This window comes from Pseudomonas sp. D5(2026) (genome assembly GCF_057766845.1).
The window spans coordinates 1,105,901-1,126,516 of record NZ_CM173421.1; the positions used below are offsets into that span (position 1 = coordinate 1,105,901).

The 20,616-nt window shown below is 62.6% G+C and carries 13 protein-coding genes; 3 read left to right on the forward strand and 10 right to left on the reverse strand.

Going from position 1 to position 20,616, the window contains the following annotated elements; translation table 11 throughout:
- Nucleotides 1-65 precede the first annotated feature (65 nt).
- The gene (locus AC3B5Q_RS05140; RefSeq protein WP_021781948.1) at nucleotides 66-3,215 is read right to left on the reverse strand and encodes a transglycosylase domain-containing protein; all 3,150 of its coding nucleotides are present in this window, start codon (nucleotides 3,213-3,215) and stop codon (nucleotides 66-68) included.
- A gap of 392 nt (nucleotides 3,216-3,607) precedes the next feature.
- Between AC3B5Q_RS05140 and AC3B5Q_RS05145 the strand changes: the two genes are divergently transcribed.
- Nucleotides 3,608-5,026, forward strand: a complete 1,419-nt coding sequence (locus tag AC3B5Q_RS05145) for an amino acid permease (RefSeq protein ID WP_103443562.1) — start codon at nucleotides 3,608-3,610, stop codon at nucleotides 5,024-5,026.
- Nucleotides 5,027-5,062: 36 nt separating this feature from the next.
- Here the strand turns inward: AC3B5Q_RS05145 and AC3B5Q_RS05150 are convergent, their stop codons facing one another.
- Nucleotides 5,063-6,682, reverse strand: a complete 1,620-nt coding sequence (locus tag AC3B5Q_RS05150; RefSeq protein ID WP_028697979.1) for an FMN-binding glutamate synthase family protein — start codon at nucleotides 6,680-6,682, stop codon at nucleotides 5,063-5,065.
- A 247-nt stretch (nucleotides 6,683-6,929) separates the two neighbouring features.
- Entirely contained in the window at nucleotides 6,930-11,210 is a 4,281-nt protein-coding gene (locus AC3B5Q_RS05155) for a DEAD/DEAH box helicase (RefSeq protein WP_488392870.1), read from the reverse strand.
- A 135-nt stretch (nucleotides 11,211-11,345) separates the two neighbouring features.
- Here AC3B5Q_RS05155 and AC3B5Q_RS05160 point away from each other — a divergent pair, with 135 nt between their 5' ends.
- Complete coding sequence (locus AC3B5Q_RS05160; protein ID WP_021781952.1) at nucleotides 11,346-11,759, forward strand: NUDIX hydrolase; 414 nt, start codon at nucleotides 11,346-11,348, stop codon at nucleotides 11,757-11,759.
- Here the strand turns inward: AC3B5Q_RS05160 and metR are convergent.
- Nucleotides 11,743-12,660 carry a transcriptional regulator MetR gene (gene metR / locus AC3B5Q_RS05165; RefSeq protein ID WP_021781953.1) on the reverse strand — a complete coding sequence of 306 codons (918 nt, stop codon included), beginning with the start codon at nucleotides 12,658-12,660 and terminating at the stop codon, nucleotides 11,743-11,745. The genes AC3B5Q_RS05160 and metR overlap by 17 nt on opposite strands.
- A 195-nt stretch (nucleotides 12,661-12,855) precedes the next feature.
- Between metR and AC3B5Q_RS05170 the strand changes: the two genes are divergently transcribed.
- Nucleotides 12,856-13,851, forward strand: coding sequence for an alpha/beta fold hydrolase (locus AC3B5Q_RS05170; protein WP_103470097.1), 996 nt, complete (start codon nucleotides 12,856-12,858; stop codon nucleotides 13,849-13,851).
- Between the two features lie 79 nt (nucleotides 13,852-13,930).
- On the opposite strand, the gene aauR is transcribed toward AC3B5Q_RS05170, so the two are convergent.
- The 6 genes from aauR to AC3B5Q_RS05200 form a co-directional block, all read right to left on the reverse strand.
- A complete protein-coding gene (gene aauR / locus AC3B5Q_RS05175) occupies nucleotides 13,931-15,259 on the reverse strand; it encodes a two-component response regulator AauR (RefSeq protein WP_003254975.1) in 1,329 nt (442 codons plus the stop codon).
- Nucleotides 15,256-17,160, reverse strand: coding sequence for a two-component sensor histidine kinase AauS (aauS, locus tag AC3B5Q_RS05180; protein WP_021781955.1), 1,905 nt, complete (start codon nucleotides 17,158-17,160; stop codon nucleotides 15,256-15,258). Before aauS ends, aauR begins: the two co-directional genes overlap by 4 nt.
- 68 nt (nucleotides 17,161-17,228) lie before the next feature.
- Nucleotides 17,229-17,963 (reverse strand): amino acid ABC transporter ATP-binding protein, encoded by a 735-nt coding sequence (locus tag AC3B5Q_RS05185; protein ID WP_021781956.1) that lies wholly within the window; start codon nucleotides 17,961-17,963, stop codon nucleotides 17,229-17,231.
- Entirely contained in the window at nucleotides 17,960-18,631 is a 672-nt protein-coding gene (locus tag AC3B5Q_RS05190; protein WP_021781957.1) for an amino acid ABC transporter permease, read from the reverse strand. The genes AC3B5Q_RS05185 and AC3B5Q_RS05190 overlap by 4 nt, the downstream gene beginning before the upstream one ends.
- Nucleotides 18,632-19,378, reverse strand: coding sequence for an amino acid ABC transporter permease (locus tag AC3B5Q_RS05195; RefSeq protein ID WP_021781958.1), 747 nt, complete (start codon nucleotides 19,376-19,378; stop codon nucleotides 18,632-18,634). It abuts the gene before it with no gap.
- A gap of 145 nt (nucleotides 19,379-19,523) precedes the next feature.
- Nucleotides 19,524-20,441 (reverse strand): glutamate/aspartate ABC transporter substrate-binding protein, encoded by a 918-nt coding sequence (locus AC3B5Q_RS05200; protein WP_021781959.1) that lies wholly within the window; start codon nucleotides 20,439-20,441, stop codon nucleotides 19,524-19,526.
- Nucleotides 20,442-20,616 lie beyond the last annotated feature (175 nt).

Below are 20,616 nucleotides of genomic sequence, written 5' to 3' on the forward strand. Positions count from 1 at the left end.
ATATATCGTAAGATATTACTCAAGATATATCTAATGACAAGCCTTTAAATGCTGATGATTATCATCTACTCAGTCGATGTGTTACCTGTCGGCGGCGGTGTGTGCAGGGCAACCTGTGGCGGTTTGCACTCATTCGGGTTGCCTGGCTGCAGGTATGGCATGAGGATCGGTGCCATGCCCTTGAGCACCTGCACCGGCAGCGCCGAGGTAAATTTGAACGCTTCTGCCGTGCGACCCGGCACGAAGGCGGTCAGCGTGCCGAAGTGGTTGTCGCCGAGGAAGAACACGAAGGTGGCGGTGCGGTTCAGCGAGCGCGAACCGATCAGCCGGCCGCCGGCGCCGAAGCTTTCGATTCGGTTGTCACCGGTACCGGTCTTGCCGCCCATCACCAGTGGCGTGCCGTCCTGTAGCTTGAAGCTGCCGGAAATACGCCGCGCGGTACCTGCGTCGACCACTTGCGACATGGCGCCTTTGAGCGCACGTGCCACTTCGACCGGCAGAATTCGCACGCCCCGGTCCGGGTCTGTGATCAACTTGGTCTCGTAGGGTGTATTGGCTGCAAAGTGCAGGGTATCGATGCGCAGGGTTGGTAGGCGAATGCCGTCGTTCTGGATGATCCCGACCAGTTCCGAGAGGGCAGCGGGGCGATCGCCGGAACTGCCGATGGCGGTGGCCAATGAGGGCACCAGGTGGTCGAATGGATAGCCCACGCGTTTCCAGCGCTGGTGAATATCGAGGAAGGCTTCGATTTCGACCATGGTGCGGATACGGCTGTCGCGGGCGCTCTGGTGGCGGCTCTTGAACAGCCAGCCATATACCTCCTGGCGCTCGAAACGGCTGGCATTGACCATTTCGGTCAGTGTCGAGCTTGGGTGCTTCAGCAGGTAGCCAAGCAGCCAAAGGTCCAGCGGGTGAACCTTGGCGATGTAACCTTGGTCGGGCAGGTCGTACTTGCCTGGGCCGTAAGCAGCGTACATCTCTGACAGACGGCCATCGGTCAGTTTGCCCAACACTTTCTTGTTACCGTTGAGGTGGGCACGCACGAATGCGTTGAACGTTTCCTGGCCTGCCTCGGGGAACAGGTAGCGGTGTACTGCCGCTAACCGCTGTGGGGTCACGCGCATGCTGTCGAGGAACGTGTCCAGGCGTTGTTGCGAGGTTTTACGCTGGTACTTCTTCCAGAAGCGCATCAGGTACTTGGTGCCCTCCTTGTCGGCGAAGCGCGCAAGGTACTCCTGACGGCGCGGGTCGGTGTCGTCCTTGAGCAGCGCCACGCGGTTGTACGGCTGCTGGTAAGTCACGTAGCGCACAAGGTCGCGCATCAGGCGGATGAACGGCAGGTTGATCGATTCGCGCAGTGCGTCTTTGAGTGTCGGGTTGCGGTTGTTGTCTTCCTTGCGGAAGTTGTTGAACACATGCATCCCGCCGCCAGTGAAGAACGCTTCGCCGGTGTTGGCCGAGTACTTGCGTTCCAGCGCGGCGTCGAGCATGGCGTCCAGGCTCTGGTTTTTGCTGTTCTGTGCCAGCCATTCCAGCGACCATTGCGTGATGCGGTCGAGTTCGGCCACTTCGACCTTCTTCAGATCGGCGGCAGGTTTGCCCGCGTACTTGTCGTGCAGCTCGGCGATAATTTCCAGATAGGTGGTCAGTACCCGCAGCTTGGCGGTTGAGCCCAGTTCCAGCTTGCTGCCTTCATTGATGTCGAAGGGCTGGTTGGTGCTGTCGGTCTGCACCCGTACCCGTGAGCCATCGGCGGTGCGCTCGAACAAGGTGAAGCTGTAGCTCACCTGGTCGGTGGTCTTGGCAGTGAGTAGCCGCTCGCCGATCAGGCCGATCTGTGCGGCAAACTCTGGGTCGGCAAGGTTTTTCAGGTACTGGCTGACCTGCAGTTGCAGGTCGGCCTGCAAGGTACTGGTGGCTGACAGGTCAAGGCGGTCAAGGTCGTACAGCGGGCGGTTGAGCATGGCCGACAGGCGGTTGCGTGCCAGGCTGATGCCCTTGTTGGTGATGATCGGTACGATGGTTGGCTGCGCTACCCAGTCGCGGTACACCGCCTTGCTGGCCAGCGCGGCATCGGCCAGCGGCTGATTGATGACCTTGTTGGCGGCAAGCACGCGAATGTGCGAGTCGGTGAGTTCGGCCAACTCGACCCGGCCCTTGGACAAGTAATACGAGGGGCGGCGCTGGGCAATCATCAGCGACAGTACCTGGCGCAGGGCCAGGCCGCGCGCGGCCATGCTCTCGGGGTCGGTGGCGGTGGCGTTCAGGGCCTGGTTGACCTGGTCGAAGTCGGCGCCGTACCACACCCGCAGGCCCTCGGCCATGCCATGTACCTCACCATGCCCAGGCACGGCCGACAGCGGTACGCTGTTGAGGTAGTCGCGCACGATGCGCTGGCGTGCCTCTGTGGTGTCGGGGCCGCCCTGGTAGGCACGTACGCTGGCAGAAATCATCTGCCGGATCTTCTCCGCGCCCGACACCGTCAGGCCATCGGGTGAGTGGCGATATTTCTCCAGCTGTGTGGCCAGGGTGCTGCCGCCGGCAGACTGGCCGGGCAGGGCCAGGTACTTGGCGACCTGGCTGTAGGCGGCCTTGGCAAAGCGTGGCCAGTCCACGGCCGGGTTGTTACGTGGTTCGTTGGTATCCAACAGGTCGCGGTTCTCGATGAACAGCAAGCTGTTGACCATCACGGGAGGAATCGCCGCAAAGTCCGGGTACAGGTGCTGGGGGTAGTTGTACTGGTACAGCGTGTCGCCGCGGCAGTCGGTGATCGACAGGCCGGCCTGGATCTTCTCGATATAGGGAGCGAACAGCCCATGTTCGACGTAGTTCATCAGTGCGGGAGAGAACTTCACCTGTTCGCTGATGAGGTAGTCGCGCTTGAGCAGGCGTGGCAGGAATTCACCCAGGGCGCTATAGCCCAGGCGTTTGTCGAACGGCCCATCGCCGGGGTAGATGATGGCGTCGCTGGGACCAGGTTGCAGCGAGTAGGTCAGTGTACCGGCCAGTTTGCTGAACTCGCGCGATTGTAGTTCGGAGGTGCGGAACTCGTCGTACGCGGCAACGGCGATAGCTACCAGTGCCACCAGCAGGGTGAGGAGGATCAGCCACCACCATAGCCGACGCTGACGGGGGGATTCAGGTTGTGGCGTCTCGGCCGGAGGTATCTCGGGTGCTTCCGTTCTGCTGGGTTCCGATTGCCACAGTGCGCCCATAGTCTTCTATCCGGCCAGGTGTTTTCGTCTTGCTTGTCTGAAGCTTAGACGTTGAGTGGATAGGGTGAAAAATTTGTAAGAAGAAGGGAAAAGTGGCGTAGGGCTATGCGGCTTTGGTGTGGGTTTCCTCAACGGACGATGTTGCTATGGTGCCTTGGCGATTTTTGGGGGGGCGCAGCGGCCCCAGAGTTCTAGCCAAATTTCTGCATATATACAGTGAAAACTCCTACAACGGTCTTCCTATACTGCTGGCCCCCTTCGCCCTGCCGGGCGCTCTAGTCCGGCACATGGGCCGGCTCACAAGGCCGGCCTGGCAAGCCAACGCCACGCCTATCGGCATGGTCGCGGCTGCACGGAGGTCAAATCCAATAACAAAATGAGGTTGTATTGCTATGCCAGTCGGCAACCACTCTGCCCACGGCCAGGCCACTGAAGGCGGCCCGCTCAAGCGTGAACTGGGCGAACGGCACATCCGCCTGATGGCGCTGGGCGCCTGTATCGGTGTCGGTCTTTTCCTCGGTTCGGCCAAGGCGATCGAAATGGCCGGCCCGGCCATCATGTTGTCCTACATCATCGGTGGCCTGGCCATCCTGGTGATCATGCGCGCGCTTGGTGAAATGGCCGTGCACAACCCTGTCGCCGGCTCTTTCAGCCGTTATGCCCAGGATTACCTCGGCCCATTGGCGGGCTTCCTGACCGGCTGGAACTACTGGTTCCTGTGGCTGGTGACCTGTGTTGCCGAAATTACTGCAGTGGCCATCTACATGGGCATCTGGTTCCCCGACGTACCGCGCTGGATCTGGGCCCTGGCGGCGCTGGGCAGCATGGGCGCGGTCAACCTGGTGGCGGTGAAGGCTTTTGGTGAGTTCGAGTTCTGGTTCGCGCTGATCAAGATCGTCACCATCATCGCCATGGTTCTTGGCGGCATCGGCATCATTGCCTTCGGCTTTGGCAATGACGGTGTCGCAGTCGGTATCTCCAACCTGTGGAGCAACGGCGGGTTCATGCCCAATGGTGTGACTGGCGTGCTGATGTCGCTGCAGATGGTGATGTTCGCCTACCTGGGCGTGGAAATGATCGGCCTCACCGCAGGTGAAGCACGCAACCCGCAAAAGACCATTCCGCAGGCCATCGGCTCGGTGTTCTGGCGCATCCTGCTGTTCTACGTCGGCGCGTTGTTCGTGATCCTGTCGATTTATCCGTGGAGCGAAATCGGCAGTCAGGGCAGCCCGTTCGTCATGACCTTCGAGCGTCTCGGCATCAAGACCGCCGCCGGCATCATCAACTTCGTGGTCATCACAGCGGCGCTTTCGTCGTGCAACGGCGGCATCTTCAGCACCGGGCGCATGCTCTATAGCCTGGCGCAGAACGGCCAGGCCCCGGCGGCCTTCGCCCGTACCTCGAAGAACGGCGTGCCACGCAATGCGCTGCTGCTGTCGATCGGCGCGTTGCTGTTGGGCGTGCTGGCCAACTACCTGGTGCCTGAAAAGGTCTTCGTCTGGGTAACCTCGATCGCCACCTTCGGTGCGATCTGGACCTGGGTGATGATCTTGCTGGCACAGCTGAAGTTCCGCGCCGGCCTTACCACTGCCGAGCGCAAGGCACTGAAGTACCGCATGTGGCTGTGGCCGCTGAGCTCGTATCTGGCGCTGGCCTTCCTGGTGCTGGTGGTCGGGCTGATGGCGTACTTCGAGGATACGCGTGTGGCCCTGTACATCGGCCCGGCGTTCCTGGTGCTGCTGACGGTGCTGTATTACACGCTCCGCCTGGCGCCGAAAGACGCACAAGGTGCGACGAGTACCGCCTCCTGATCTGACGTGGGGCCGCTTTGCGGCCCCAGCGTTCCGTCAGGCCGCCACTTCGCTGTGCGGCTCGAAACTGTCCGCCCGGGCCAGTTGCCACATCCGCGAATAGAACTGCCCGTTCACCTCGCCGGTCAGCAACTCACCTGGCTTCAAGAACACATGCATCTGCGAGAACAGCTTGATCTCGGTGGCCGAAATGCGCCGCACCAGGTGCTTGGCCTCCAGTTGAGCCGGGTGCTCCAGGCCTGCCGCCGCGAGCATTTCCGCCAAGGCACGCAACGTGTTGTGATGGAAGTTCAGCACCCGCTGGGCTTTGTCGGGCACCACCAGCGCACGCTGGCGCAGCGGATCTTGCGTGGCCACGCCGGTCGGGCACTTGTTGGTGTGGCAGCTTTGCGACTGGATGCAGCCGATGGCGAACATGAAGCCGCGTGCCGAGTTGGCCCAGTCGGCGCCAATGGCCAGCACGCTGGCGATGTCGAAGGCGCTGACAATCTTGCCGCTGGCGCCCAGCTTGATTTTGTCGCGCAGGTTCAGGCCGACCAGGGTGTTGTGCACGAACAGCAGGCCTTCACGTAGTGGCACCCCGATATGGTCGGTGAACTCCACAGGCGCTGCGCCGGTGCCGCCTTCCTTGCCATCGACGACGATGAAGTCGGGCAGGATGCCGGTTTCCAGCATGGCCTTGGCGATGCCCATGAATTCCCACGGGTGACCCAGGCAGAACTTGAAACCCACCGGCTTGCCGCCGGACAGTTCACGCAACTGGGCGATGAACTGCATCATTTCGATCGGTGTCGAGAAGGCGCTGTGGCGCGACGGGGAGATGCAATCCTCGCCCATCAGCACGCCACGGGTTTCGGCAATTTCCTGGGTAACCTTGTGTTTGGGCAATATGCCGCCGTGGCCGGGCTTGGCGCCCTGGCTCATCTTGATCTCGATCATGCGCACCTGAGGGCTGCGCGCCTGGGCGGCGAAGCGTTCGGGATCGAAGCGCCCATCCGGCGTGCGGCACCCGAAGTAGCCGCTGCCCAGTTCCCACACCAGATCACCGCCGTGCTCGCGATGGTAAGGGCTGATGCTGCCCTCGCCGGTGTCGTGGTGGAAGTTGCCCAGCTTGGCGCCCTGGTTGAGCGCACGGATGGCATTGGCACTGAGCGAGCCGAAACTCATGGCCGAAATGTTGAAGATCGAGGCCGAATACGGCTGGCTGCACTGCGGCCCACCAACGATAACGCGGAAGCTGGCCGGGTCGGCCAGCGGTGCCGGGCGCATCGAGTGGCCGATAAACTCGAAACCGGATTCATATACGTCGATCAGGGTGCCGAAAGGTTTGTCCGAGGCTTCGTTCTTCGCCCGGGCATACACCAGCGAGCGTTGGGCGCGGGAGAATGGCAGAGCATCGCTGTCGGACTCCAGCAGGTACTGGCGGATTTCCGGGCGAATGGCCTCGACCAGATAGCGGATGTTGCCAAGAACCGGGTAGTTGCGGCGTACGGCGTGGCGCTGCTGCAGCAGGTCGAACAGGCCGACCAGGCTGAGGATGCCAGTGGTCAGGGTGAACGGCCACAACCATTCGTGGTGGCTGAAGGGGATGCTCGCCAGAGTGAACAGCACACAGGCGGCGAAGAAGGCATAACGACTGAGAAGTGACAGGCTCATACAGGGTCCTTGCGATGGCTCGGTCAGGCTCAGGGCCTGGGGGCAAACCCCGACCATAGCCAAGTTGCCGGGCACTGCAAAATAAAATCGGGGTAGCGCAAATCATTCTCGACCCGAGCCAAATTGCCTGGGCGCAACGCCAACCGCTGTAGGAGCGGGTTTACCGGCGAAGGGTCGGGCCTGCCGGGCAATCTCCACCCGCCGTTCACCGTTGCCGCCGCTACCATATTCGCGGGTAAACCCGCTCCTACAGGGTGTCGCGCAGCAGTTTTTGCCGCCAGCTTTCCTGCTCCTGTGCGGACGCCTCGATCAGATACGCGTAACGCCCTGCCATCCGCACCGCCACCGGTATTCCGTCGCGATACAGAAGCCGGTTGCCAATCACTGCCGGCACTTTCGCCCCCGGCAGCAACGAGCCGATCAGGTTCAGCGGGTCACTGGCGCTCACCACCTGCAGCGTTCCGTCCGGTTCACGTCGTCTCACTTGCCGCAGCAATACTACCGCCTCAGGCAAGGCGAACTGTTCACCGGCCAGCCCGGCAATGAAGCGCCCGCCCCTGATTTCGCCACGTGCTTCCAATCGGTGGTAGCAGCGCAGCAGCTCACGCCAGGGCGGCAGTACATCACTCTCGCGCGCCAACAGGCGCCAACAGATCACGCCATAGCGGCGCAGCAGCGTGCGGGCAATGTGCTCCAGGCGCTGGTCGTGCTCCGGTGGCGCAACGCTGCGGCGCAGCAGTGACCAGCGCCCGGCATGTGCCATGCTGCTGGAAAGTGGCGGGTGGCCACGGCGGCTGTTACGTGAGCTGCGCTTGGTTGCAGGCGTGATAAGGCTGCGCAAGCCAGTGAAGCTGTCCGCCCCGACCAGGCCTGAGCCCACTAGCTCCTGCAGTGCAGTTTCCAGTTCACTGGGCAGCAGATGTGCTTCATGTGCCAGTTCATCGAAGAACAGCGCCCCCAGGGTTTTCAGCGCTTCGTGCACACGTTGCGCACGTAGGCCAAGGGCGTCGACAGCAGGTGCGGGCGCCAGACTGCGCCACGTGTTCAACTGCTCCCGCGGCAGCAGCACCAGTGGGGTACTGGTCAACGTGCTGCTCGCCACTGTTGCCGCCAGCCGGCTCCAGGCAAACTGCCCGCTTCGGCAGGCTTCATCGAGCCAGTGCGGACTGTAGTCTTTGATACGCGCCGGCAGCAGTTCCGCCTCCCAGGCTGCTGCGGCGCTGGGGAACCCTTGTAGCTGGACCAGCACTTCGGCCACCGCCTGCGGACCACGCAGGCGCTCGTCAGGCGCCAGGTGCTGCCAATCGAACAGAAAGCGCATGAAGTCTTGCAGGCTGACCGGTTCGATCTCGCGGCGCAGGCGTTTGACCGTGTAGCGGTGGATGCGTGCCAGCAAGTGGCGTTCGCACCATTGCAAGTCAGTTGTACCTGGGCTGAAATGCCCGCGCAGCACATAGCCTTCGGCTTCCAGGCGGGCCAGAGCCTGCTCGATATCGGTTACCGGTTTGCCCAAAGGCGCAGCGATTTGCGCCAGGGGCTGCGGGCCATGGCCGCTCAGGCGGGCGCGCAGCAGTTCGCTCAGTGCGTTGTCGGGTTCGATGGGCTGGTCGAAGCCAGCGAGCCGTTCGAACGCTGGCTCCCTGTGCGCTGTGGGGTACAGTGCCAGCAGCAGGCTCAGGCGTTCGCGGGCCAACCAGAGCTTGTCATCGGGCAGACGCAAGGCACGCCCGGCCTTGGCCAGCTGCCTTAGCAACAAATCCCAGCAGGGGTTGGCATCTACCTCGATCTGACCGATGGCACCCAGGCTCATCAATGCTTCGTGCATTTCGTCGGGATTGGCCGGCTGTGGCCAGGCCTCGGCCGCGACGGCAGCAATGGCATCAGCGTCCAGTGCGCCCAGGTCGTCGCTACTGTGCACGTCGTTCCAGCGCCGGTTGAGTACCGCCTGGGTACGTCGTTCTTCCAGTGGTGCATCGTCCAGAAAGGCATAAGGCCGGGCGTTGAGAATCGCTGATGCCAGCGGCGAGGGGGCGGGCAAGTCCCTGCACAGCAAGCGCACTGCGCCGCTTTCCATGCGCCGCAGCAGGGCCAGCCAGCCTTCGCTGTCCATTGCTTCGTGCAGGCAGTCGTCGAGGGTTTGCTCGACCAGCGGGTGGTCGGGAATCTGCCGCTCGCCGACGATGTTCTCCAGGCAGGCGATCTGGTCGGGAAACACAGCGGCAATCAGGTCTTCGCTTTTCATGCGCTGGATTTGTGGTGCCACCTTGCGTCCGCCCACAAAGCGCGGCAGTGCCATGGCCACGCCTGCGTTCCAGCGCCAGCGCACGCCGAACAGCGGTGCATCGAGCAGGGCCTGGATGAGGATCGGCTCGGCGCTGCGGCTGTTCAGGTAACGCCACACTTCGTCCAGCTCGAAACTGTGGCTGGTCGACAGTGACAACACGATGGCGTCCTCGCTGGCGGCAGCCTGCAGCTCGAAGTTGAAGGTGCGGCAGAAGCGTTTGCGCAGGGCCAGGCCCCAGGCGCGGTTGATACGGCTGCCGTAGGGCGAATGAATGATCAGTTGGGTCCCGCCGGACTCATCGAAAAAGCGTTCCATCACCAGCGTATCCTGCGAGGGCAGGGCGCCAAGCACTTCACGGGTGCGGGCCAGGTAGTCGAGTAACTGGCCTGCACTGGCTTCGTCCAGTTCGAAGGTCGCCTGCAACCAGGCCAGTACCTCGACCGTGTCGCCGCCTGCCTGCGCCAGTTGCTGGTCTATTCGCGCCTGCAATCGGGCTACGGCGGCAGACAGCTCGTCACTGCGCCCCGGCGCTTCACCCAGCCAGAACGGAATGGTCGGCGGCAGGCCGTGAGCATCCTCTACCCGCACCCGGCCCGGCTCTACGCGCAGAATGCGATACGAGGCGTTGCCCAGCTGGAAAATATCGCCGGCAATGCTTTCCACGGCAAAGTCTTCATTGACGCTGCCAATGTTCAGCGCCTGCGGTTCCAGTAACACGGCGTAGTCAGCGTTGTCGGGGATAGTGCCGCCGCTGGTCAGCGCAGTCAGTTGGCTGCCACGTCGGCCACGCAGCGTGCCGGTCACTACGTCACGGTGCAAGTAGGCACTGCGCACACCCTGGCGGCCGTTGTAGCCCTCGGCGAGCATGCGCAGCAGGGCCTGGTAATGGTGCTGATCGAGCTCGGCGTAAGGTGTAGCCTGGCGTAGGCAATCCAGCAGAGCCTGTTCGTGCCAGGCCTGGTTGCTGGCTTCTGCGACGATCTGCTGGGCCAGTACATCCAGTGGCGCCCGGGGGATGTGCAGTTCGTCCAGTTCGCCCTGGCGAACGCAGTCAAGCAGGGCAACGCATTCGATCAGGTCATCGCGTGAGGTGGGGAACAGGCGCCCCTTTGGCACACCATCGACCTGGTGCCCAGCGCGGCCTACCCGTTGCAGGAAGGCGGCAATCGAGCCCGGCGAGGCGATCTGGCAAACCAGGTCGACATCGCCGATATCAATGCCAAGCTCCAGCGATGCGGTTGCTACCAGCACCTGGAGCTTGCCGCTCTTGAGCCGCTGCTCCGCATCCAGGCGCAGCTCCTTGGACAGGCTGCCGTGGTGCGCGGCAACCGCCTCTTTACCCAGACGGTCGCTGAGGTGGCGGGTGATACGCTCGGCCAGGCGCCGGGTGTTGACGAATACCAGCGTGGTGCGGTGTTCACGGGCCAGGGTGGCCAAACGATCGTACACGAGGCCCCAGACGTCGGTAGCCATCACTGCCCCCAGCGGTACTGGCGGCACTTCGATAGCCAGATCGCGCTGGCGCGCATGGCCGACATCGACGATGGCGCAGGCACGCCCGCTCCCGACCAGAAACTGTGCCACACGCTCTACCGGCCGTTGCGTGGCGGACAGGCCTATACGCCGCAGTGGCCTTTTGCACAAGGCTTGCAGTCGTTCCAAGGTCAGTGCCAGGTGGGCGCCGCGCTTGTTGCCGGCCAGGGCGTGGATTTCATCGACGATCACGGTGTGCACGTTGGCCAGGCCTTCACGGCCAGAAGCGGAGCCCATCAGCACGTAAAGCGATTCGGGGGTCGTCACCAGAATGTGCGGGGCCAGCTTGCGCATGGCGGCACGTTCCTTTTGCGGTGTGTCGCCCGTGCGCACGGCCGTAGTGATACGTGGGGCGTTCAGGCCTTGGTCGGCGATGGCTTGGCTGATGCCTTCGAGTGGGGCCTGCAGGTTAAGACGGATGTCATTGGACAGGGCCTTCAGAGGTGAAATATAGATCACTAGAGTCTGTGCGGGCAGCTCGCCCTGGTGCTTCATGCCTTCGCGCAGCAGTTCGTCGAGCACGGCCAGAAAAGCGCTCAGGGTCTTGCCTGATCCGGTCGGCGCGGCCAGCAGCATGGATTGCCCGGCGTGGATCAATGGCCAGGCCTGGGCCTGGGCATCGGTTACCGTGGCGAAGTAGCGGCGGAACCAGGTGCTGACGGCAGGATGGAACAGCTCGAGCACCGGGTGGTGTTTGGCGGGCAGGTTCATGTGTTGTTTATGGAGGGTGTGCAACGGGTTGGCAAGGGGCCGCTCGTCTGTCAGGCCGGCACAGGAATGACCGGCCTTGTCAGGCCAATGACCCCATGGGATCCTCGCGAGTCAATTTTTTCAGCGAGCTCACCCATGCCCAACATCATCCGCATCGCCGCCGCCCTGCTGATCGACCCTCAGGGCCGCACCCTGCTGGTGCGCAAGCGTGGCACCGAGGCGTTCATGCAGCCAGGCGGCAAGATCGATGCCGGTGAAACGCCGGTACAGGCGCTGGTGCGCGAGTTGCACGAGGAACTGGGCCTGCGCATCGACCCGGCTCAGGCCATGCACCTGGGCCAGTTCAGTGCCCCCGCCGCCAACGAGCCCGGCTTCGAAGTGCAAGCCGAACTGTTCCGTGTCGACAGCGCCGCTGCCGTGGTGCCGGCCGCAGAGATCGAGGAGGTGGTCTGGCTGGCTGCAGATCAGGCGCCCGTCATGCAACTGGCCCCCCTGACCCGCGACTTGATCCTGCCGCTGTATCGCCAGGCGCTCAACGCACCGCGCTGACACCGTCGAGGGTGGCGAACGAGGTGTCCTTGGCCGTCAGCAAAAAGTCGCGCATATATGGGGCATCGAGCATGTCGGTGCGTACGGCGGCATAAAGCGTGGCAAACAGGCCTTTCTCGCCCAGGCGTTTGCCCTTCACATAGCCGCGCGAGCTGTACTCGTGCAGCGCCCAATGCGGCATGCCGCATACGCCACGGCCGCTGGCCACCAGTTGCATCATCATCACCGTCAGCTCCGAGGTGCGCACGGCAGCTGGCTCTATATCGGCCGGCTCCAGGAAGCGGGTGAAGATGTCCAGGCGATCGCGCTCCACCGGGTAGGTGATCAGCGTCTGGTCGAGCAAGTCTTGCGGCACGATGTAAGGCTTGCTGGCCAGCGGGTGCTGGTTGGCCACTGCCAGCATCGCCTCGTAGGTGAACAGCGGCACATAAGTGATGCCTGCCAGGTCCACCGGGTCGGAGGTAACCACCAGGTCAAGGTCGCCGCGGGCCAGGGCCGGCAGCGGGGCGAAGGCAAAGCCGGAGGCCAGGTCCAGTTCCACTTCCGGCCAGGCATCGCGGAACTGGTCGATGGTCGGCATCAGCCACTGGAAGCAGCTGTGGCATTCGATAGCCATGTGCAGGCGCCCGGCAGTGCCGCCGGCCAGGCGTGCGATGTCACGTTCGGCACCGCGCAGCAACGGCAGGGTGGCATCGGCCAGTTGCAGCAGACGCAGCCCGGCGCTGGTGAAGCGGATCGGCTTGGTCTTGCGCACGAAAATCGGGAGGCCCAGGCGCTCTTCCAGCTCCTTGAACTGGTGCGACAATGCCGACTGGGTCAGGTGCAGGCGTTCGGCGGCCTCCACCAGGCTGTCGGCTTCGCGCAGGGCATGAAGGGTTTTCAGGTGACGGATCTCCAGCACAGATGACTCCGGGGTGTGGAATTGAAGAAACAGGGAATGAGTTGAGTTTCCCTCATGATGCGGCATCTGTCGACTGGGCGATCGTCGCACCGTCTGGCGGAAGTCATGAAACTGTCACCGAACTGTGGCAGCGCGCCCGAACAGAATTCATCAGACTCGCGCTCTACTGGGGATCTGCATTCTGGTGTTTCTTTCATGCGGGCTTTTTGGCTTTTTCTTTTCTTCCTGCTGAGCGTACCGGCGAGTTCCGCCGAACAGCGCTGTGACGCCCATGTGCCGGTGCAGCGTGCCGAACTGGGTGCCGTCAGCCTGGTGTACCAGAGCGTCGGTGCGCCACGCGACCCGGCCTTGCTGCTGGTCATGGGCCTGGGCGGGCAGCTGATTCATTGGCCGGACGACGTGGTCGAGGCATTGTGCCGACAAGGTTTTCGGGTGATCCGCTATGACAACCGCGATGTCGGCCTGTCACGCTGGAACCAGGTGCCACCGCACGCCAACCTGACGCTCGAACTGTTGCGTTACAAGCTGGGCCTGCCTGTGTCGGCGCCCTATACGCTGACTGATATGGCCGATGACGGCTTGCGCCTGATGGACGCGTTGGGCGTGCGTCAGTTTCATGTATTGGGGGTGAGCATGGGCGGCATGATTGCCCAGCATCTGGCGGCGATGGCGCCCGAGCGTGTGCGCAGCCTGACGCTGATCATGTCCAGTTCAGGGGCTGCGGGTTTGCCGGCACCGGATCCGGCGTTGGTGCAGTTGCTGGCCCGGCGCAGCGCGCCGAACCGCGCAGTGGCTATCGAGCAGCAGGCCGACCTGCTGGCGGCTTTGGGCAGCCCGGAAGTACACGACGACCGTGACGTGTTGCTGCATCAGGCGGCGCAGGCCTACGACCGGGCGTTCAACCCGGACGGAGCCAAGCGCCAGATCATGGCGATACTGGCCGAGCCGAGTCGCGTGGAGTTGCTCAACCAGTTGCGAGTGCCGACCCTGGTGGTGCACGGTACGGCTGATCCGTTATTGCCGGTGATGCATGGCGTGCACCTGGCGGCGCATATTCAGGGTAGCCAATTGCGCTTGATCCCGGGGCTGGCGCACCGTTTTCAAGAGCCGTTCAAGGCGCCGCTGCTGGGGGCGGTGTTGCCTTATTTGCAGGCGCATAGGCAAGCGGTCACGCACATCGCTGGGCTCTGAATTTGCGCTGGCTGCTTCGCGGGCTTGCTCGCTCCCACAGGTGCTGCACCGATCTCAGGCTTTCCAGTTTGGGTTCAAGTCAGCCGAGGCCGTATTTTTTCACTTTGTCGAACAGCGTGGTCTTGGCCATGCCCAGCTCCTGGCTGGCCTGGCTCAGGTTGCCGCCAGTGCGTTGCAGGGCATCAGTGAGCAGGTTGCGTTCGAATGCTTCCACCGCCTCGGCAAAAAGCAGGCCTTGGTTGGCACCACCGCTGGGGCCTTTCTTGAACGCTGGCAGGCCGAGGGCATAGCGTTCGGCCACGTTACGCAACTCGCGCACGTTGCCCGGCCAGTCATGGGCCATCAGGCGCGACAGGGTCTGGCTGTCCAGTGTCGGTGTTTCGCGGTCGAAGCGCAGGGCCGATTGCTGCAGGAAGTGTTCGAACAACTGCAGAATGTCTTCACGGCGCTCACGCAGCGGCGGCAGCTCCAGGGTTACCACGTTCAGCCGGTAATACAGGTCACTGCGGAACTGGCCGCTCTGGCCCAAGGCATCGAGATCGGCCTTTGTCGCGGCGATCACCCGGCAATCCACCGGGATGCTCTGGTTCGAGCCCAGTCGCTCCAGAGTGCGCTCCTGCAGTACGCGCAGCAGCTTGATCTGCAGGTTGATCGGCATGCTCTCCACTTCATCGAGGAACAGCGTGCCGCCATTGGCGTGTTCGATCTTGCCGATGCGGCGTTTGCCGGCACCGGTGAAGGCGTTGGCCTCGTGGCCGAATATCTCGCTTTCAAACAGGTTTTCCGGCAGGCCGCCACAGTTCAGCGCCACGAACGGGTGGCTCTGGCGGCGGCTGAAGTCGTGCAGGCAGCGTGCGACCAGCTCTTTGCCGGTGCCGGTCTCGCCTTCGATCAGCACGTTGGCTGAGGTGTCGGCGACGTTGGCGATCAGTTCGCGCAAGTGCTCCATGGCCGGTGAGCGACCAATGATGCGTCCCTCCAGGCTGCTCTGTTCGGCCAGCTGGCGGCGCAGGGCCACCACTTCGCGTGACAGCCCGCGCTGTTCCAGCGCGCGGCGTACCACGTCGACCAGGCGCTCGGGGGAGAACGGTTTTTCCATGAAGTCATAGGCGCCGTTACGCATGGCGCCTACGGCCATGTCGATATCGCCATGACCAGTGATCAGCACCACTGGCAGGCTGCGGTCACGGGCCTTGAGGCGATTGAGCAGCTCCAGGCCATCAATACCCGGCAGGCGGATATCGCTGACGACAATGCCGGCGAAATCGTCGCCGATGCGTTCCAGCGCCTGTTCGGCGCTGCCTACGCCCTCGCAGGCGATATCCTCCAGGGCCAGCGCCTGCTGGCAGCCGAGCAGCACATGCGGGTCGTCTTCGACGATCAGGACGGTAAGAGGCGCTTGGTTCATGGATGCTCTGCCGATTCGCTAGGGGGTGAAACCAGAGGCAGGGCCAGGACAAAGGCCGTGCCGCCGGTGGCGGGATGCTCGACGTTGAGGCTTCCCTTGGCGGCGGCGGCAAGGCTCGCCGACAGGGTCAGGCCCAGGCCCAGGCCATGCTCGCCCGGTTTGGTGGTAAAGAAGGGTTCGAACAGGTGCTTGCGCGCCTCGGCGTCGATGCCATGGCCATTGTCGCGCACCTGCAAACGGTACTTGTCGCCCTGCAACTCGCCTTCCAGCCACAGCTCAGGCTGCGGTTGCGCGGCCATGGCGTCAAGGGCATTCCCGATCAGGTTGACCAGAATCTGCTCCAGGCGGGTCTGGTCGATGGCCAGTTGCTGGTCCTCGAACTGGTGGTGCAATTTCAGGTGACAGGCACTGATGCGGTTGGCCAACACTTGCAGGGTGGCCTCCACCGCCTTGGCCAGTGAAGCCTGGCCGCTGTCATCGCCGCGCCGGGCAAATGAGCGCAGGCTGGCGGTGATGCGGCCCATGCGGTCGATCAGGTCATTCATGGTGCGCAGGTTGGTACTGGCGGTCTCCAGCGCCCCGCGCTCGAGGAAGCGCACAGTATTGCCAGACAAGGTGCGCAACGCGGCCAGTGGCTGGTTCAGCTCGTGGGCAATGCTGGTGGACATTTGCCCGATGGCGGCCAGCTTGCCCGCCTGCACCAGCTCATCCTGGGCGTGGCGCAAGGTTTGCTCGGCATGCCGGCGCTCGCGAATCTGGCCCTTCAGGCGTTCGTTGCTGGCGCGCAGGTCGGCGGTGCGTTCGGCAATCCGCCGCTCCAGCTGGCTGTTGGCTTCTTCAAGGGCTTCGCGGGCCGCCAGGCGGGTGGCGATCACCTTGCGCCGCTCGTTCCAGGCAATGCCGAGGATCGCCAGCAAGGCAAAGGCCACGCCCACCAGGATGCCCTGCACCATGGATTCGCGACGCAGGTCTTGCAGTGGGGTCAGCAGGGTGAAATGCCAGGGCGTGTCCACCAGGCGCCTGGTTTGCGCCAGGTAGGCCACTTCGTGCGGTTTGCCATGAGCGGTTTCGGTGTTGGCGGGGAAGGTCAGTTTTTCCACACCGTCGGCCAGGGTCTCCCGGGCCAGAGGCTGCAGTTCGTTCAGCGGCCACCAGTAGTACTGCAGGCTTCGCGCCAGGCGCTCCTTGATTTGCGGGGTCAGCGGGCGCACCGACTTAAGGCGCCGGGCCGGGTCACTGGAGAGGATGATGATGCCATTTTCGTCGCTGACGAACGCTTCCAGGCGGGCGCGCTGCCAGCGCTCCTCGAGGGTGTCCAGGCGCACTTTGATCACTGCAACGCCTATGATCTTGCCGTGCTCCTCAAGCCCGTGGGCCAGGTAATAGCCGGCCTCGCCAGTGGTACTGCCGATGCCGTAGAACCGCCCGGGTTCGCCGCGCACGGCTGTCTGGAAGTAGGCGCGGAACGACAGGTCTTCACCCAGGAACGAGTCGGCATCGCGCCAGTTGCTGGTGGCCTGCACCCGGCCATTGGTGTCGAGGACGAAGATGGCCCGACTGCGGCTGCGACGGTTCAGGCCTTCAAGGTATTCGTTGACCGTCTGGCGTGAGCCGCCGTCCGGGTCGGTGAGCAGGTGCGAGACGCTGTCTTCCAGTTCCAGCAGGCTCGGCAAGTAGGTGTACTTGCTGATTTCGCTTTCGACCGTACGTGCGTGCAGCTCCAGCTGGCGTTCGCCGTTTTCGCTGAGGGTGCGGATACCATTGCTCTCGCTGATCAGGTAGCCAGCCATTCCCAGGCCGACCATCAGCAGGATGATCAGTGGCGGTAACAGCAATTGACGGATCAGGCGGGAATTCACGGCAGGCTTGGCAGGGCGAAGTAGCGAGGGGTCGCATTTCATCACAGTGGCCTTGTAACGACCAGCTTCCGCTGCCTGGTGGGTGCCTGGCAGCGGAAGCTGTGGCCGGGTCAGTGCTGCAGGATCTTGCTGAGGAAGTGCTGGGTGCGCTGGTCGCGGGCGCTCTGGTCACCGAAGAACTCTTCCTTGGTGCAGTCTTCGATGATGCTGCCCTTGTCCATGAAGATAACCCGGTTGGCGACTTTGCGGGCAAAGCCCATCTCGTGGGTTACGCACATCATGGTCATGCCTTCCTGGGCCAGTTGCACCATCACGTCCAGCACCTCGCTGACCATTTCAGGGTCCAGTGCCGAGGTGGGCTCGTCGAACAGCATGACGATCGGGTCCATCGCCAGGGCGCGGGCGATTGCCACGCGCTGCTGCTGGCCACCGGAGAGCTGGCCAGGGTGCTTCTTGGCATGGGCACTGAGGCCTACACGGTCGAGCAGGGCCAGGCCCTTCTTGGTGGCTTCCGCCTCGCTGCGGCCCAGCACCTTGCGCTGGGCAATGGTCAGGTTTTCGGTGATGGTCAGGTGCGGGAACAGCTCGAAGTGCTGGAACACCATGCCCACCCGCGAGCGCAGTTTGGGCAGGTTGGTCTTCGGGTCGGCAATCGAGGTGCCGTCAACCACGATGTCGCCCTTCTGGAACGGCTCCAGCGCGTTGACGCACTTGATCAGGGTGGACTTGCCCGAGCCCGACGGGCCACAGACCACCACTACTTCACCTTTCTTGACCTCGGTGCTGCAGTCGGTCAGTACCTGGAAGTCGCCGTACCACTTGTTGACGTTCTTGATGGAAATCATACGGTGATCCTTTTTTGCAGGCGCTTGACCAGCCACGAAGCGGAGAAGCTGATGATGAAGTAGACGACGCCGGCGAAGATCAGGAACTCATGGGAGCGCCCGATGATGTCGCCGTTGGAGCGAGCCGAGTTGAGGAAGTCGACCAGGCCCACGGTATACACCAGCGAGGTGTCCTGGAACAAAATGATGCTCTGCTGCAGCAGCAGCGGGGTCATCTTGCGGAAGGCCTGGGGCAGGATGATCAGGCGCATGGTCTGCGCGTAGTTCATGCCCAGCGCTTGTGCGGCGCCCATCTGGCCCTTGGAGATCGACTGCACGCCGGCGCGGACGATTTCGCAGAAGTACGCGGCCTCGAACATCATGAAGGCGACCACGCAGGAGGTGAAGGCACCCACCGGGGTATCTTCGCCGGTGATCCAGCGCAGCACGAACGGTACCGCCAGGTAGAACCAGGTGATCACCAGCAGCAGCGGGATCGAGCGGAAGTAGTTGACGTAGGCACCGGCCAGGTTCGACAGCAGTTTGCTCGACGACAGGCGCATCAGGGCCAGTATGGTGCCCAGCACGATACCGCCGATGACTCCCATGACCATCAGCTTGAGGGTCATGACCATGCCGTCCCAGAGGGCTGGCAGGGCGGGGATGATTTCGCTGAAATCCATTTCCATTTACTTGCCCCCCACGGAGATCAGGCCAGGCACGGCGACTTTCTTCTCGATCATGCGCATGAGCAACATCAGGCCCATGTTCAGGGTGAAGTAGATCAGCGTGGCCAGGGTGAACGCCTCGAACAGGTTGGCGGAAAACTCAGCGGTCTGTTTGGTCTGCGCCAGCAGCTCCATCAGGCCGATGAGCGACGCCACCGAGGAGTTCTTGAACACGTTGAGGAACTCGGAGGTGAGCGGCGGAATGATGATCCGGTAGGCCTGCGGCAGCAGCACATTGTTGTAGATTTGCGGGAGGCTGAAGCCCATGGCGCGGGCGGCAGCTTCCTGGCCTTTGGGCAGTGCCTGAATACCGGTACGCACTTGCTCACAGACGCGTGCGGCGGTGAACAGGCCCAGGCAGATGACCACGCTGATCAGTGCCGAAGTGGTCGGGTTGAGATCCTGCTTGAACCATTCCTGCAAGCCTTCTGGCAGCAGGTCGGGTACCAGGAAGTACCAGATGAACAATTGCACCAGCAGCGGTACGTTGCGGAACAGTTCCACGTAGGCGGTGGCGATACCCGATACCAGGCGGTTCGGCACGGTACGCATGACGCCGAGGAGTGACCCCAGCAGCAGCGCGATGATCCAGGCGGTGATGGCGATGGCGATGGTCCAGCCCAGGCCGGTGATGTACCAGTCCAGATAGGTTTCGCTGCCCACGCCGGTGGACTTGAAGAACACGCCCCAGTCCCAGTTGTAATTCATCGGGATTTCCCCTCAGACGGTTGTTTCACGGGCACCTTCGAGCATCCGGGGGCGCAGGGCGCCCACGGATGAAAGGTTAGACACTAATGAGTGGCCTGCAGAATTGATTCGTGCTTGTGAGCACCAGGCCACTATTTGCTGAGGATCAGGACTTCTTCTCGTCCGCAGCCTTGTCGGTTGGCTCGGCGATCAGTTTTTTCAGCTCTTCGCTCATCTGGAAGTTGAGGTTCAGACCTTTAGGCGGGATCGGCTGCATGAACCACTTGTCGTAGCTCTTGTTGACTTCGCCCGACTTGAAGTAGGCAATGATCGCGTCGTCGACCGCTTTCTTGAACGCAGCGTCTTCCTTGCGCACCATGCAGCCGTAGATTTCATACGACTGTGGCGTACCGGTGATGACCCAGTCGGATGGCTTGCGCGCCTTGGCCATTTCACCGGCGAGCAGGGCGTCGTCCATCATGAAGGCCACGGCGCGGCCGCTTTCGAGCATGTTGAAGGCTTCACCGTGGTCCTTGGCGGAAATCACGTTCATCTTCATCTGCTTGTCGGCGTTCATCGCCTTGAGGATGCGCTCGGAGGTGGTACCGGCGGTGGTCACCACGTTCTTGCCGGCCAGGTCCGGGAAGTCTTTGTATGCAGGCTGACCGTCCTTGACCTTGGTCAACAGGCGGGTACCGACTTCGAAGATGCCGACCGAGAAGCCGACCTGTTGTTGGCGCTCGACGTTGTTGGTGGTGGAGCCGCACTCCAGGTCGACGGTGCCGTTCTGCACCAGCGGAATACGGGTTTGCGAGGTGACCAGGTTGTAACGGACCTTGATGTCCGTGCCCAGTTGCTTCTTCAGCGCGTCGACGACGGCCAGCTGGATGTCATGCGAGTAACCGACGGGCTCAGGTTTGCCGGCCAGGTAGGAAAATGGAATGGAGGAGTCGCGGTGCCCCAGGGTGATGGTGCCCGATTCCTTGATCTTCTTCAGGGTGCCGGTGAGCTCCTCGGCCATGGCCGGCGAAGCGATGACTGCAGCCGCGATGGCTGCGCCCAGCAATTGACGAACGATACGCATCAAATTTTCCTCGACGTGTTTGTTTTTTTTATGGAGCCGTTGGCGGACTCTTCGTTCAACGAATACAGCAAGAAGCGGGTGCATTCGGCTACCAAGTGTAGAGCATGACTCGTGCCAAGCCCTGCTGTCGACCTTAAACCGCTTGTATTGCTCGCGCTTGACAGTCTCTACATCT